Genomic DNA, 15,945 nt, shown 5'->3' on the forward strand with positions numbered 1-15,945 from the left:
TGCATGGTCTGCACAAGTGAGGAAAGGGACATACTGATGCAAGGGTCGCCTTACTCGATGCGCAGATATTGAAGGAAAACTTGTCAGCACCTGCGTAAGTGAGGCTCATGAAAAAGATAGGACTGTCATTGTCGAACATGAACTGATCTTGCAACTCGGCGGACATGAGGCAGAAGGACCCGGAATGGGAACCTTCTGTCTTTTTTTGTTTCTGTGATTGCTGAGAGAAGTTGTGTGAAGCTTGAAGCGATTGAAGCGCAGAGGAGGTGTGGAATGAAAAGTGTAAACGTCAAGATAGATAAGGCTGTACGAGAGGCAGGGGCAACAGGAGATTATGATGGAACAGGAGCAGGAAATGAAGCGGAAACGGATTACAAGAAGCAAGTTAATGCTGCGCGGGAAAAAGGTAGGGAAGAGCACGATCATCGATATCTTTTGCCGGGTTCGAGTGAACATGCGGAATACGGGTGCTATTTGCAAGGCAAACACAATACATATAACGGTACAGCTGGTCCACAACAATTATGGAGCTCAAGTTCAAAGGGGCCTGTAACGGAATGGGCTGGAATCGAGCAAAAGAAACGTGACTGGCACAGGACAGGATCAAAATACACAACCATCATCGGATTAAGCATGGTGGTTATTTTACTGGCCGGGTGCTTGCGCAGAGGGCTGTTTAACGCTGCCGACATGTACCCTGTTATTGTAATGACAGGTGTCATCGTGGCACTGTCGCTTGTGATGTACAGTAGAGGTGCGAGGATGCCGGAACAGGCTGAACCGGGCTTCGTGAGGTCAGAGTCAATGCATCTGTGCAGGGCTGGCTTGCTGCTGGTCGCTTTTCCTTCGGCAATGATGCTGTGTTATGCCGCACATGTCTGGGCGGGCTCGGCAAGCACGCAGGGCAGCATGCATGAAATGCTGCGCTGGAGCCTGCTGGCGATGTTTGCCCTGCTCGCGGCAATGCTGGCCGTGAGCCCGGGTGGTGTGCGCTGGCTTGCCTGCGGCTGGCAGCTGGCTGGCGGCGTGCTTGTGCTGAGCGGCCTGCTGGCCGTGTGCGGCGTGCTGCCGCTGCCTTACGGGGTCATGCGTACAGCAGACCCCGAGATTAGCTCCGCCGGCGCAAGGCTCGGCGGATTGCTGCAGTACCCCAATGCGTACGGTGCCATCGTTGGCATGTACGCATTGGAGCGGCTGACCGCCGCCACGGGCGTGCTGGCCGGGCGTGCTGTCCCGGCCCGCCGGCTCTTCGCGGCGGTGCTGCCGCTCATGCCCGCGCACGCCGCGCTCCTGCTGAGCGAGTCGCGCGGCGCTTTGCTGGCGACCGGCTGCGCCGCGGTCGCCGCCTTTGCCCAGCAGCGGCGCGGTGCCCGCGTGCCGCTGCTGCTGGCCTTGGCCGCGCCCCTGGCCTGCGCGGCCTGGCTCTACCGCCAGCTGGCTGCTGCCCAGCTGGCGCCTGCACCCGTGCCCGGCCTGCTGGCCGTGGCCGGGGCATGGGCAGCTGCGCTGCTAGGCACGCTGCTGCTGTGCCGTCTGTGGCACAGCGGCGCCCGAAAGGGCCGCGCCGCTGCCATGGCGGCCCTGGTGCTGGAGTGCATCGCCGCCGCACTGATGGCCGCCGCCTCCACCGCCGATCGCTTCGCGGCGGGTGTCGGCACAGGCACATCCCGCTTACAGATGTGGCTGGATGCCCTGCAGCTGTGGAGCGAGGCCGCATGGCTCGGCCGCGGGGGAGACACATGGCGCACCATGTTCCGCGCCATCCAGTCCTCGCCGTATGTCGGCGGCGAGGTTCACAGCGGGCTGCTCGATCTGGCCCTGGATACGGGCCTGCTCGGCATCGCGCTGCTGGCAGGGTGGATGCTCCTCACCCTGCGCAGCATCCGCCGCTTCGCACCGCGGCTGCTGCCGCCCGTGCTTGTCTTCGTCCTGCATGGTGCAGTGGACTTCGACTGGAGCTTTGCGTTCGCCTGGATGCTCGTCATCTGGCTCGCGGCATGGGCAGCTGCGCTGAAGGCAGAGGCGGATTTCATGTCGCCGCAGCCGTTCACCAAGCACAATTCTACAGAGGCATCTCCTGTTTCTGCTGCGAATCTAATTCAAGTTTCAGCGTATGGAGCCGCAGGATATGCCCCTGCCCTGAAACGAGTGAGCCAGCTCTATCCATCCCGGCGTTATTCATCCCGGTCCCCCGAGCGGTCAATAGCTCCCGGATTCACCTGCATCGATGTATGTTCCCATGCCTGCAGCTACATTTATACTTGTATCCATACGGCCTTCTCTCACCGCAAATCAGGCCAATCCAAACGTTATGCACTCCTGCTGCTGCTTGCATGCTGGCTTGGCGGGACGGTCTGTATGACAGCTTTGCACACTTGGGCTGAACTGGAGTATCGTCAAGCACGGGAAGAATGGGTGAGCAAGGAGACACGTTATGAGCATCTGCGTGCAGCCTACCGCCTGGATCCGGCACGGACAGATGTGGCGATTGCTCTTGCACGCACGCTGTCATATCAGGCGGCCACAGCAGTGCTGCTAAAAAGCTTGTCCTACGCGCCGCATGATTTCCAGCTTTATTCAGAGCTTGGGCGATTGGCGGCTCTAACAGGTAACGGATATCAGGCGGGGCACTATTGGACAAAATCCATTGCACTGAACCGTTATGATTATCAAACCCAGAGTGCAGCGCTGTACTGGATGGAGCAGACGGCAGCGAGAGAAGTCCGGCAAGGACGTACAGAGCAAGCCAGACAGACTGCCGCAATCGGAGTACAAATCTATGATCGTTATCAAAAGCTGGCAGTACAGGTCAATGCAGAGCATATGCGCAATGACCGTCGTTTCCTGTTACAAGCGTCGGCTGTTACAACAGGTGAGAACTTGCGCAGGATGGCAGCGGGCTCATTTGGGAGACCGCTAGACCTGGCTAACAAATTAAAGTAGCAACATGCAATACCTGCAAATATTTTCCGTTCAGGTCCTGTATCGTGACACAGCCTGAAAACGCCTAACTTGTCCCATTAACATTGCTATAGTCCATTTATTGAACAGCAACGCTGCTCAAGTGCCAGTGCACACCCTGTTTTTATCTATAAAACCACAACTTTTCTGCTACATGACAAAGGCGAGTTCCAGCATGTCTTTGAACAGGCAGACGAGCCATACTCCCGTCTGCTTGTTCCCGGCATCCTTTTCATTTTACAGACGATATCCGCCAAAGGCATGTTTGAACGCCTCTTTGAGCGGTTCAACGTCGGTCTCCCACAGGGCTGCAATCTCTGCGCTGACTTCCGTATTCCACCAGTCACACAGCTTTTTGCGGTCATTGCGATGTTCTCCAATCCACAGCAGGTTCGCGATGACTTTGGCATAGTAGCATTCTTCAGCCTGCTTCATTCGTTCTGGAGAGATGTACAGCTTCAACCGCTTGGCTGTCCGGTATAATTCCTTGCTGCAGGCACGGCGAATTCCTCGGGCAGAAGGCAGGTTCTGACCGGATTGCTTATGTTTGACCGGGGGAGACCCGGGTACAGATTTGAATGACATATGCTCACGCTCCTCTCCCCATACCATATGCGGAGCCGCGTCTGAGGGATACTGTGCATGTCTCGCAAAGTAGCCACGTTCAGGGGCCTGTGATAAAATAAGGACGAAACTCCACGGTGCGGCAGGGCACCCCCATTCAGGACAAAGAAAGAGGGTTGAGATGGACGTTATTCATAACATAGTCAGCCAATTATTCGACTGGATTCAAAGCTTAGGATATTTCGGTATTATGCTTGGTTTAATGCTGGAGGTGATTCCGAGTGAAATTGTGCTGGCATATGGCGGTTTTCTCGTTTCTCAGCATCAGATTAACTTCTTCGGGGCGATGATCTTTGGTACAGTGGGCGGAGTTCTGGCCCAGCTGTTTATTTACTGGATTGGTCGTTATGGCGGCAGACCTGTACTGGAACGCTACGGTAAATACATACTGATCCAGAAAAAACACATCGATCATTCTGAAGAGTGGTTCCGCAAGTATGGTACGGGTGTTATTTTCACAGCACGGTTTGTTCCGGTGGTCAGACATGCGATTTCCATTCCGGCTGGCATCACGAAAATGCATACAGGCAAGTTCATTTTGCTAACGACACTCGCTGTTATACCTTGGACTGCATTGTTTATATATTTAGGAATGGTTCTTGGCGATCAGTGGAAGCATGTTGACGAGAAGGCAGCGCCGTTTATTACGCCAATTCTGCTCGTTGCACTTGCTCTGTTGATTATTTATTTTGTCATCAAATGGATGAATGCACGTAAAAAGAAAGGAAGTGTGGAGTAATGTCCAAGCCTAATTTATCTCACAAATTCGGTAAAGGTCTTCCGCCGAAGGAATTTATCGCAAGTATGACCAAAAATCAGAATGAATTTCAGGCGAACTATGACAGCTTTGTCTGGGCAAGCGAAGAGGATCGTGAATTTTTTGAAAGTCTGAATTATCGGGATGACCTGCGTGTGCTGATTCTGGCAGCGGATTGGTGCGGTGATGTAGTGCGCAATATTCCGGTTGTATTTCAAGCACTGGAGATTTCGGGTGTTCCAACCGAAGTGCTGATCATGGAGAATCATCCTGACGTGATGGATGAGTTTCTGACGATGGGCGGTCGCTCGGTGCCAATTGTGATCTTTGCGGATACGGGTGGACATGTGCTTGGTAAATGGGGGCCTCGACCGCAGCATGTGCAAGAGGTTATGGTAGAGTTCAAACGACTGAACCCTGACCGTGAAGCTGCAGACTATCAGGATAATATGGCTGAGGCACGCAAAGAAATTTTAAAACGTTACGGGGAAGGAACGGAGTCCCATGCAGTGATCATTCGTGAACTGCGTGAGCTGATTTCGGGTTTTTAATTCATATGCTGAATATTCGTACATTTACACTCGGGCCATTGCAAACGAATGCCTACCTGTTACAGGGGGAGGACCCGGGCAAAGCGGTTATTGTTGATCCAGGCATGAATCCAGGCCCACTGCTCAAAGCAATTCAGGACCTGGAGATTGAAGCGATTCTTTTGACCCATGCTCACTTCGATCATATTGGTGGTGTGGAGGAGATTCGCAAGCTCAAGGGATGTCCCGTATATCTTCATGACCTTGAAAGCGACTGGCTTACTTCAGCCAAGCTGAATGGCTCGTTGAATTGGCCGCAGGTCACACCGCCAATTACGGCATCTCCCGCAGAGTTCGCATTGGATGAAGGTCAGAAGCTGAATCTGATCGGACAGTCCTTTCAGGTTTTTCATACGCCGGGTCACTCCCCGGGTAGTGTGAGCCTGCTTTGTGGAAAGGATCTGTTTGCCGGGGATGTGCTCTTTCGGATGGGGGTTGGCCGAACGGATCTGACAGGAGGACGTGAACGCGATCTGGTGGATTCCATACAGAACAAGCTGTATTCATTTCCTGACGACGTTGTTGTGTATCCGGGTCACGGTCCCAAAACAACGATAGGGTATGAGAAACAGAACAACCCTTATGTTCCCTCAAGATAATTCGACACATTATGTGAAATAGGTCTGGACAAGCGGCAAATTTTTCATTAGAATAGCTATTAGTTGTTACAAGCGTTAAGGCATCACTTAACTAAAGCGTTGAATAGAAATACCCTAACTCGCGAAGCACGCAGACTGTGGTCCATACCCGGTTTGCGTTCTTTTTTTGTTTTCGGAGCTCTATTCTCCTGTAAGTGTGTATATAGAAGACGTTGGATAGCCGGTTAATCTATCATCAGAGTGAATGGTGAAATCTTTAGAATAACTTATAAAACGATAAAAGTGAGGGGAATGGATGTGGAGAAATTAAATGTGCTTCAGCCCCAGCAAGTACCGGAATATACATGTCTGGATGATCGACGACTTGTGTTGAATTCTGTTATGCATTCGATCATCAAAGAAACGGCTAGTCAGAAAGTATACATACCTAACGGCAGTCTTACAAATAGTTATAATAACAAGCAGTCCCATCTACATGCTGTTCATGCGGAAACAAGAAATTTCAGACGTGATACGAAGGATTTAAGAAGCGGTATTAACCAAAAATTAATTGAGACAGATCCTGAGACGAAGGGCATTAAGTTCCAGCAAAACATTTGGCATAGCCATGTACTGCAACACGGGTCCCGCAATCAACGCTGGTTCGACAAACTGCAGGATTACCGAAATGGAGTCTGATTGCCCGGGAAATTGTCGCATTTTTTATAAGATTGCAATGTTCTGATTTGGTGTTGAACGTTTTGATGCAGTCCGTCGTATTATCTTCAAATCGAACAGGAGGCAGGTGATAGCCATAATGAAAACAGCTGAGCTGGAGGAAGTCCGCAGGGCGGCAGAGGGAGATGACAGCGCACTCGCGGCACTATTACAGCGCCATTATTCATTTTTATACAAGTACCTTGTCAAAGTTACAATGGACCCTAATCAGGCTGAAGAGATCGTGCAGGACACTATGGTCCGATGCATGGAGAATATACGGCGGTATGATGGCACATCAGCGTTCTCATCCTGGATGATCACCATTGCAACCCGAATATATATTGACAGGATCAGGCGTAAGAAGAGAGAACAGAGCTGGCTCGATCTAATTCGCCAGCAGGCGATTCGTCGTTTTCGCTGGCAGCTCGAAAGTCGAAACGAAGCGTGGACGGACGTGATGGATGCAATGACAAGACTCACCCCCGAGCATCGCATTACCGTGCTGCTGAAACATTATTATGGCTATAGTTATGATGAGATCGGGGCAATGCTGGGCATACCTGCCGGAACAGCCAAATCCCGTACAGCTTATGGTCTCCGTCAATTAAGAAAGGAGCTGGAGTAAAATGAGCGGATCTGATGAGACACAAGAAAAGGAGCTGTTGCAACAGCTGCAGCAGTCTATGAAAGCGCTGGATGATGTGTGTGAACCGGCAGACATTCCTTCACTTGCATCCCTCGAATCTCGTGTCAGAGAACAGAGGCGCATCAAGCACAAAGCCAATCTGGTTGAAATGCTCTGCTTCTGGCTTGTTGCGCTGATGGTGATTACGCTGGGAACGCTACTCTTTGTTTCTGCTCCTGCTGTGTATTTAGGTATACAAGTTCTGGGTACAGCTATTGCGATCATTGCTGCTGCTTTATGGTTTGTCCGGCATCGGAAGGAGACGGTGCATCATGAATAAATTGCATTATTCACTGGAGGAGATTCCTCCCGTTCTGCTCGTTTTTCTCGCATTAATGCTCCTGATTCAAGGCACATGGATGTTTCAGGATGCACGCAAACGTGACCGTTTCCCCTGGTTATGGGGCTTATGGGGCATTACCAGCCTCCCCGGGCCGCTTCTGATCTATTGGCTGATTGTGATTCGCACCGACCGTAAACGACAGGCGGGAAGTAAAAAAAATAGATAACATCAGTATGTCAGATCAAACGCTGCGTGAGCTTTATAAAAAAGATTTTGCACAAATATGTTGTTTGAATCTAGTATTCCTAGACATCGTTATTCTTTTCTAGTAGACTATACAAATAAATATGAATGATAGACTACCAGGAGGTTAGACGATGCTGCGATTAGGAGAGAAGGTTGTCATCGTCGCGGATGCGTTTGAGCAGAATCTTCCTGTGGGGGAATATGGATACATCATCGCTTATGACCGGAATCCGGACAATGCGTTCGATTACGTGCTTCGAGTGCCGCTGGTGAATCGGAATTTTTTTGTTCCATCCGGCGACGTCGATCTGGAAGAGGTTCTGCTGAAGCAGGAAGCTGAGCGGGTCGAGCGAGAAGCGTTGATAGATTACGCCCTTGCGACACATAACGAGAAGCTGTTTCATCATTTGATGAATGGAGAGCCTCAAGTTGTGGAAGAGGAAGAAGAAACCGCGAACGAAGTAATGTCCCAGGCGGATTTTATAAAGCAGGTTAACCTGCGTGCATGGATTTAAGTGTTCGAATTTCAGGAGTCGGCTGATGCCGGCTCCTTTTTTGTTTGTTTTATAGATTCCGAAGATTTAGGATGTTCAGAATCGGTTCAGAATGGACTGTTAAAATACTGCTTGAAATCTTACATAGCGAAAGGGAGAAATCTCTTTCTATATTTTGAGGAGAAGGAAGGTAGATCTGAAGATGAGAAGGTTACATCAAAACCAAAAGAATTTTTTAGTGAGTTTGTTAGCCTGTCTGCTGATAATTGGAGGAAATCCATTATTTCTGACATGGGACACTCACCGTGCATATGCTTCCGTTGATGAAGAGTGGGCATTGTTAGGCAACGCAGGTTTCTCTGCCGGAGATGTCGCAGCTCCCAAGCTGGCAGTGGATCAAAATGGTACGACATATGTCGCTTATACGGATATTGGGGATAACTTCAAAGCCACTGTTATGAAATACAGTGCATCGAGCGGCTGGGAATTGGTTGGTGAGAGAGGCCTATCCAGTGGATCAGCGAGTGGAATCACACTCGTGCTTGATCAGACAGGCCATCCCTATATTAGTTACCAGGATAGCAGTGCAGAGAATAAGGCTACTGTAATGAAATATAGTGAAGATATCGGTTGGCAATCAGTAGGAGAAGCCGGATTCACCCCGAATTCTGCCAATTATCCTGCACTTGCATTGGATCAGGCAGGTAATCCTTATATCGCATTCAAAGATGGAGTGAGTGGGAAGGCCACGGTAATGAGTTACGATAGTCAATCCATGGATTGGAACGTGCTGGGATCATCCGACTTCTCTCCTGAAGTCTCCAACTCCATTTCATTGGTTCTAAATCAGAACAATATACCTTATTTAGCTTTTCAAGATCACTCTTCCCAAACGATAGTTATGAGCTATGACAGCACTAATGGCTGGGAGTCTGTGGGACAAACTGTAATCCCTGTAGGTTATGCAGCATCACCATCGCTGGCATTAAGTCCTTCAGGTATTCCATACATTGCTTCTATTGACGATACATCTGAGGTAACAGTTTCCGCATACAATAGCGATACCGGCGCCTGGCAGGTAATTGGAGAGCCAGGATTCTCTCCTGGCAGAGCTTCTTCACCCTCGCTCCAGGTGGATGGGACAGGCACACCGTTCGTTGCTTTTAAGGATAGTGCAAACGACTATAAAGTAACCGTTATGAGGTACGGTGGTCTAAATGGGTGGGAGACTGTCGGAAAAGCGGGTTTCTCAGCCGGGGTTATATCTACACCTTCCCTGGCGTTAGACAAGACAAATCAACCGTATGTTGTTTATCAGGATGCAGAAAATCAATCTAAAGCTACAGTAATGAGATTCAGTATGAAATCATCCTACACCATCACTTACGATGGAAACGGTGCTCAGGTAGGCAGTGTGCCTACGGATCCCAATCAATATATCGAGCAAGCAGGGGCGACGGTTCTAGATAACACAGGCCTTCTGGAGAAAACGGGATACTCGTTTGCTGGATGGAATACAGCAGCTGATGGAAGTGGAGGTAGCTATGCGCCAGGAGATATTGCAACGATAGGCAGCGCCAATATAACGTTGTATGCCCAATGGGTGCCGAACCCGGTTGATGAGGCAGGAAAATGGAAGCCTGTTGGCAAAGAAGGCTTCTCTGAAGACGTTGCAGCTGAACCGGATTTTGTGCTGGATACGCATGGTACCCCTTATATCGTTTATCAAGACAATGCTAATTCCTTTAAAGCAACTGTTATGAAATACAGTGAAGTCACTGGATGGACTGCAGTTGGACAACCTGGCTTCACTTCAGGTTCTGCTTTTTCACCCAAACTGGCGATCGCTCATGACGGGACGATCTACGTGGCTTTTAAAGATGGAGCTAATATGTTTAAGGCAACGGTCATGAAATATTCGGAGCAGGCAGGATGGCAAACGGTAGGCAATGCCGGCTTTTCCCAAGACAGTGCGCAGGTCATTGATCTTGCTTTGGGTAAAGATGGTACCCCATACGTAGCTGTGATTAAAACTTATCAGCTTTCAATGATGAAGTATAACGAACACAATGATGAATGGCTTCCAATGAACATCGCCGATTACAACAGCTATAGTCATATATATGGTGTTGTCTTGACGAGTAGGATGGACGGGAAGATTTATGTAGCATACACGGGCGGAGACGGAAACAGCAAAGCATCGGTCGTTCGATATGACGAAGCGGATGCATCGTGGTTGTCTGTCGGCAACCGCAGCTTTACCGACGGACAGGCACTTTTTATATCACCTGTTGTGGACCGGAACGGCACGGTATATATTGCGTATCGTGATGTAGCGAATGGAAACAAGGTAAGTGTAATGAAAAACGATGGTTCCGGAACATGGACCAAGGTTGGCGTGACTGGATTTTCAGATGGAATGGTAGAAGATGTCGACATCGCTATTGATCAGGCGGGCATCCCGTATGTCGTTTATAAGGATTGGGCTAACCAGGGTAAAGCAACCGTCAAGAAGTATGTAGAAGCTGACGGATGGATCAATGTAGGCAATGCAGGTTTCTCGAAGGCCGTAGCTCTGAATCTTTCCTTGGCTGTCAACTCGGACGGGACGTTGTATGCGGCCTATTGTGATTATGGGAAAAATAATAAAGCGACAGTGATGTCTTATACCGAGCCTAAAACCTATAAGGTAACGTATAACAGCAATGGAGCTTCATCAGGGAACGTGCCTATAGACAGCCAGACCTATCACAAACAATCCGGTGCCACCATCCTGGATAATACCGGAAATCTGGTCAAGTTCGGTTACACCTTTGCGGGCTGGAATACCGAGGCGGACGGTAGCGGACAAAGCTATAACGCAGGTGATACACTCGTGATTGGTACAGCGGATGTCATTTTGTACGCCATATGGACTCCTTCTAATAATGGCGGAAATAGTGGCTCCAATGGGGGCTCTAATAACGGCAACGGAGGCGGAGGTTCAGACACAGGTAGCGGGAACACGCCCGGTGGAGGCTCTGGAAGCACGGGTACAGTAACGCTTCCTTCCAGCAGCGTGCCGAATACAGGTGTTTCCGTTCTGGTAAACGGCAAGCCTGAGACAGCCGGCACATTGAAAACGACGCAAACGAATGGGCAAAATGTATTGACCCTTGCCGTGGACGCACCAGTTGTCATGCAAAAACTGGAGTCGGAAGGCACAGGCGCTGTCGTTACGCTTCCCGTCAACAGTAGCGACAAGGATGTGGTGGTCGGTGAGCTTACCGGTCAATTGGTAAAGCAGATGGGAGACAAAAAAGCAGTGCTGGTGCTGCAAACCGCAGGTGCTACCTATTCCTTGCCTTCCGAGCAGGTGGATATCAATGCTCTGGCGAAGGAACTCGGGGCAAATGAGCATTTGCAGGATATGGTCGTGAGTGTAAAAATCGAACCGGCCTCTGCCGACACTGTGCTGGCGGCAGCTGCGAATGCTCAGCAGAACGGCTATGCTCTGGTAGGCACACTGTATGATTTCAACATAGTAGTTACGTATGGCGACAAATCTGCTAATGTAGACCGTTTCAGCACATACGTCAAACGGGATATCGCATTATCCAGCGAGGTTGATCCAGCGCGGGTGACGACTGGTGTTGTTGTAGAGGCGGACGGCAGTGTGCGCCATGTACCGACGAAAATTACGCAAGTTGGCGGAGTGTATTATGCCCAAATGAACAGTTTGACCAATAGCACGTACGGTGTTATCTGGAATCCCCGGACATTTGCCGATGTTGACGGGCACTGGGCAAAAACGGACGTGAACGATCTGGCTTCCCGTCTGGTCCTTGAAGGTGTATCGGATGATCGCTTCAGTCCGAATAACAGCATTACCCGGGCTGAATTTGCAGCTGTGCTTGTTCGGGCGCTGGGCCTTCGAACCGCTCAAGGAGGCGATCATTTCGGAGACGTGAAGGCAAGCGACTGGTACGCAGGCGCGGTCAGCACTGCTTCTGGCTATGGACTGATCGAAGGTTATAAAGACGGAACCTTCCGGCCTGCGCAGCAGATCACCCGGGAGGAAGCGATGCTGCTGATGAATCGTGCATTTAAGCTTGCCGGAGCAGACAAACAGCCTGCGACAGATGCGGATGGACAGCTCTCGCGTTATGCAGACAAAGGGGAGGTTTCGGCATGGGCTAAAGAAGCCGTGATGGTCAGCCTTCAGGCAGGGCTTGTGTCTGGCCGAAGCAGTACAACTCTTGCGCCGAAAGCAACCGTTACTCGTGCGGAGACAGCAGCACTGGTACGCCGGATGTTGCAGCAAGCAGATTTGATCTGAGAAATGGTACCGATTCAACGGATCGGTCAAAAAGGCAGCGGATCTTACACGCTGCCTTTTTTTGTCCGTTGTGGCACACCGAAGAACTTTTCCACCAAAACATGCTGGGTCGTTTGCATTGAATTGTCGAACCAACTCACCTATAATGAAAAAAGTTATCCCGGGACTTTAGCCCGTTAAACGGACAAGACGTTTCGACGGTTTCGGGAATTTGATCGATATGAAGGAGGCATCCGGTAATGAGCATTTCGAATAATGACGTTCAGCATGTGGCGAGACTGGCCAGACTTAATCTGACTGCTGAAGAAGAACAGACGCTGACAGGCCAACTGAACGCGATCTTGAAATATGCAGAGAAGCTGAATGAGCTGGACACAGAACACATTGAGCCGACCACTCACGTGCTGCATGTCAGCAACGTGATGCGTGAAGATGAAACGAAGGAAAGCCTGTCTATTGAACAGGTTATGCACAACGCTCCAGAAGAGGAAGACGGGCAGTTCAAAGTGCCTGCTGTCATGGAATAGGGATAAAGAGAAGGGAGGACAAGCACTGTGAGTTTATTTGATCATTCACTACCTGAGTTACATAACAAACTGCATGCCAAAGAGCTGTCGGTCAGCGACCTGGTGAATCAGGCGTATCAGAATATCGGTGCGCATGACGACAAGGTGAAGGCTTATCTGACACTGGATGAGGAGAATGCACGCGCACGCGCACGGCAGCTGGACGACCGTCTTGTTAACGGTGAGGAGAAAGGTTTGCTGTTCGGCTTACCGGTAGGAATCAAGGACAACATCGTAACCAACGGGCTGCGCACAACCTGCGGAAGCCAGTTTCTTCGCAATTTCGACCCGGTGTATGACGCAACGGTTGTCGAAAAGCTGAAAGTCGCGGATACCGTCACGCTCGGCAAACTGAATATGGATGAATTCGCTATGGGCGGTTCCAATGAAAATTCCAGCTTCTCGCCTGTGCACAATCCGTGGGCGCTTGATCGTGTTCCAGGGGGCTCGTCCGGCGGTTCAGCTGCCGCGGTGGCTGCGGGAGAAGCTTACTTCACACTAGGATCAGACACGGGGGGGTCCATCCGTCAGCCTGCTTCTTACTGTGGTGTTGTAGGATTGAAGCCGACGTACGGACTTGTATCCCGTTTTGGCTTGGTGGCATTTGCGTCATCACTCGACCAGATTGGACCTTTGACCAAAAATGTAGAAGATTCTGCTTATGTGCTTCAGGCCATTGCCGGATATGATGCCAAAGATTCGACATCTGCCAACGTAGATATCCCGGATTATTTGAGCGCACTGACGGGTGATGTGAAAGGACTGCGTATCGCCGTGCCGAAAGAATATATCGGTGAGGGCGTTGATCCACAGGTCAAAGAAACCGTTCTGGCTGCGCTCAAAGTGCTTGAAGGGCTTGGCGCTACGTGGGAAGAGGTTTCTCTTCCACATACCGAATACGCAGTAGCAACGTATTATCTGCTTGCTTCTTCCGAGGCTTCATCGAACCTGGCCCGTTTTGACGGCGTACGTTACGGTGTACGTGCAGACAACCCGGAGAATTTGCTGGATCTGTATCACCAGTCCAGAAGCCAGGGATTTGGTCCTGAAGTGAAACGCCGTATTATGCTTGGAACCTATGCACTCAGCTCCGGTTACTATGATGCGTATTACTTGAAAGCCCAAAAGGTACGTACGCTGATCAAACAGGACTTTGATGATGTATTTGCCAAATATGACGTGATCATTGGACCTACCGCACCAACAACAGCATTCAAACTGGGGTCTCAAGTAGACAACCCGCTTACGATGTATCTGAACGACATTCTGACGATTCCAGTCAGTCTGGCGGGCGTACCCGCGGTCAGCATCCCTTGCGGATTCGCAGATGGGCTGCCAGTTGGCCTGCAGATTATCGGTAAAGCTTTTGATGAAACAACCGTACTGCGCGTAGCGCATGCGTATGAACAAAATACAGCATTCCACAAGCAGCGTCCGCAGCTGTAAACTGCCCGGAACGGAGGTAAATCGAAATGTCCGCATCTAAATATGAAACGGTCGTTGGACTGGAAGTCCATGTGGAGTTGCATACCAACTCCAAAATCTTCTGTGGCTGCTCTACCGCTTTTGGAGCACCGCCTAATACACACACTTGTCCCGTTTGTCTCGGACACCCGGGTGTCCTGCCCGTACTTAATCGTCAGGCTGTTGACTATGCCATGAAAGCAGCGATGGCCCTCAACTGTACGATTGCTGATGTCAGCAAGTTTGACCGTAAAAACTACTTTTATCCGGACTCACCAAAAGCGTATCAGATTTCACAATTTGATCAGCCGATCGGTGAGAATGGCTGGATTGATATTGAAGTCAATGGCGAGACCAAACGTATCGGCATCACTCGTCTGCATCTGGAGGAGGATGCAGGCAAGCTTACACACGTAGATGGCGGTTACGCTTCTCTTGTAGACTTTAACCGTGTCGGAACTCCGCTGGTGGAGATTGTCTCCGAGCCGGAAATTTCCTCCCCGGAGGAAGCGCGCGCATATCTGGAGAAGCTGCGTGCGATCATGCAGTACTGCGAAGTGTCGGACGTGAAGATGGAAGAGGGGTCACTGCGTTGTGACGCCAATATCAGCTTGCGCCCGCATGGACAGGAGAAGCTGGGTACACGGGCGGAGCTGAAGAACATGAACTCCTTCCGCGGTGTACAGCGCGGTCTGGAATATGAGCAGTATCGTCAGGCTGAAATTCTCGACGAAGGCGGAGAAGTTGTTCAGGAGACACGCCGCTGGGACGAGGCTCAGGGCAAAACATTGTCGATGCGTGGTAAAGAGCAGGCGCATGACTACCGTTATTTCCCGGACCCGGATCTGGTTAAATTGCATATTGATGCTGAATGGAAGGAGCGTATCCGAGCCTCCATTCCAGAATTGCCGGATCAACGTAAAGCCCGTTATACAGCAGATTATGGTTTGCCAAGCTATGACGCGGAGGTTATTACGTCCTCCAAAGCGATTGCTGATCTCTTTGAAGACAGTCTCAAATATACACAGGACGCCAAATCCGTATCCAACTGGATCATGGGCGACCTGTTAGGATATCTCAATACCAATAACCTTGAGGTAACGCAGGTTCCACTGACGGGTCAGGGGCTTGGCGAGATGATTGGCTTGCTGGAGAAAGGTACAATCAACAGCAAAATTGCCAAAACCGTATTCAAGGAAATGCTGGAAAGCGGCAAGCTTCCGCAGCAGATCGTTGAAGAGAAGGGACTTGTTCAGATCAGTGACGAAGGAGCTATCCTTGCCATTGTGGAGCAGGTAGTTGCAAATAACCCGCAATCCGTTGAGGATTACAAGGCAGGTAAACAAAAAGCGATCGGTTTCCTTGTAGGTCAAGTCATGAAGGAAAGTAAAGGCAAGGCAAATCCTGCCCTCGCTAATCAACTGCTTACAGACGTTCTGAACCGCTAATCCTTCCGGTGAGGCCGGACAGAAAGAGGCTCGTCCCTGTGAGAGGCCACTGAAGAACTAGCAGTTTTTCTACAGATGTTATTTAGTTTACAGAAAAGAAGACATTCGTACCGAATTTCGGAACGAATGTCTTCTTTTTATGGGTCTAAATTAGCTGCGGTTTCTAGTAGACCTTAGTCCACTAGCTTTAATATTCGTTTCAGATTTACAG

14 protein-coding genes are annotated in these 15,945 nt (G+C 50.2%); 13 read left to right on the plus strand and 1 reads right to left on the minus strand.

What is annotated here, in order from left to right; genetic code table 11:
• Window positions 1-273 precede the first annotated feature (273 nt).
• Complete coding sequence (locus HNR77_RS10815; RefSeq protein WP_184183546.1) at window positions 274-2,943, plus strand: O-antigen ligase family protein; 2,670 nt, start codon at window positions 274-276, stop codon at window positions 2,941-2,943.
• A 255-nt stretch (window positions 2,944-3,198) separates the two neighbouring features.
• Here HNR77_RS10815 and HNR77_RS10820 read toward each other — a convergent pair whose 3' ends face one another.
• Window positions 3,199-3,546 (minus strand): dehydrogenase, encoded by a 348-nt coding sequence (locus HNR77_RS10820; RefSeq protein ID WP_184183549.1) that lies wholly within the window; start codon window positions 3,544-3,546, stop codon window positions 3,199-3,201.
• A 160-nt stretch (window positions 3,547-3,706) separates the two neighbouring features.
• On the opposite strand from HNR77_RS10820, the gene uptA reads away from it, so the two are divergent.
• The 12 genes from uptA to gatB all read left to right on the plus strand — a co-directional run bounded on the left by uptA (window position 3,707) and on the right by gatB (window position 15,734).
• Complete coding sequence (gene uptA / locus HNR77_RS10825) at window positions 3,707-4,324, plus strand: undecaprenyl phosphate transporter UptA (RefSeq protein ID WP_184183552.1); 618 nt, start codon at window positions 3,707-3,709, stop codon at window positions 4,322-4,324.
• Entirely contained in the window at window positions 4,324-4,893 is a 570-nt protein-coding gene (locus HNR77_RS10830) for a thioredoxin family protein (RefSeq protein ID WP_184183555.1), read from the plus strand. The genes uptA and HNR77_RS10830 overlap by 1 nt, the downstream gene beginning before the upstream one ends.
• 5 nt (window positions 4,894-4,898) lie before the next feature.
• Window positions 4,899-5,531, plus strand: a complete 633-nt coding sequence (locus HNR77_RS10835) for an MBL fold metallo-hydrolase (RefSeq protein ID WP_184183558.1) — start codon at window positions 4,899-4,901, stop codon at window positions 5,529-5,531.
• Window positions 5,532-5,771: 240 nt separating this feature from the next.
• Window positions 5,772-6,209: a hypothetical protein gene (locus tag HNR77_RS10840; protein ID WP_221443797.1), complete on the plus strand. Its 438-nt coding sequence runs from the start codon at window positions 5,772-5,774 to the stop codon at window positions 6,207-6,209.
• 118 nt (window positions 6,210-6,327) lie between these two features.
• Window positions 6,328-6,855 (plus strand): RNA polymerase sigma factor SigY, encoded by a 528-nt coding sequence (gene sigY / locus HNR77_RS10845; protein ID WP_184183564.1) that lies wholly within the window; start codon window positions 6,328-6,330, stop codon window positions 6,853-6,855.
• Between the two features lies 1 nt (window position 6,856).
• Entirely contained in the window at window positions 6,857-7,195 is a 339-nt protein-coding gene (locus HNR77_RS10850) for a YxlC family protein (protein WP_184183567.1), read from the plus strand.
• Window positions 7,188-7,424 (plus strand): sigmaY antisigma factor component, encoded by a 237-nt coding sequence (locus HNR77_RS10855; protein WP_184183570.1) that lies wholly within the window; start codon window positions 7,188-7,190, stop codon window positions 7,422-7,424. The genes HNR77_RS10850 and HNR77_RS10855 overlap by 8 nt, the downstream gene beginning before the upstream one ends.
• Before the next feature lie 151 nt (window positions 7,425-7,575).
• Entirely contained in the window at window positions 7,576-7,959 is a 384-nt protein-coding gene (locus HNR77_RS10860; RefSeq protein ID WP_184183573.1) for an ATPase, read from the plus strand.
• A 217-nt stretch (window positions 7,960-8,176) separates the two neighbouring features.
• Window positions 8,177-12,256, plus strand: a complete 4,080-nt coding sequence (locus HNR77_RS10865; RefSeq protein WP_184183576.1) for an S-layer homology domain-containing protein — start codon at window positions 8,177-8,179, stop codon at window positions 12,254-12,256.
• 239 nt (window positions 12,257-12,495) lie between these two features.
• Window positions 12,496-12,783 (plus strand): Asp-tRNA(Asn)/Glu-tRNA(Gln) amidotransferase subunit GatC, encoded by a 288-nt coding sequence (gene gatC, locus HNR77_RS10870; RefSeq protein ID WP_111268427.1) that lies wholly within the window; start codon window positions 12,496-12,498, stop codon window positions 12,781-12,783.
• Between the two features lie 27 nt (window positions 12,784-12,810).
• On the plus strand, window positions 12,811-14,268 hold the full coding sequence (gene gatA, locus HNR77_RS10875; protein ID WP_184183579.1) for an Asp-tRNA(Asn)/Glu-tRNA(Gln) amidotransferase subunit GatA: 1,458 nt from the start codon (window positions 12,811-12,813) through the stop codon (window positions 14,266-14,268).
• 26 nt (window positions 14,269-14,294) lie between these two features.
• Window positions 14,295-15,734, plus strand: a complete 1,440-nt coding sequence (gene gatB, locus HNR77_RS10880; RefSeq protein WP_184183582.1) for an Asp-tRNA(Asn)/Glu-tRNA(Gln) amidotransferase subunit GatB — start codon at window positions 14,295-14,297, stop codon at window positions 15,732-15,734.
• Window positions 15,735-15,945: the final 211 nt, after the last annotated feature.

The sequence above is a fragment of the Paenibacillus sp. JGP012 genome, assembly GCF_014203995.1.
GTDB classification, from domain to species: domain Bacteria; phylum Bacillota; class Bacilli; order Paenibacillales; family Paenibacillaceae; genus Paenibacillus; species Paenibacillus silvae.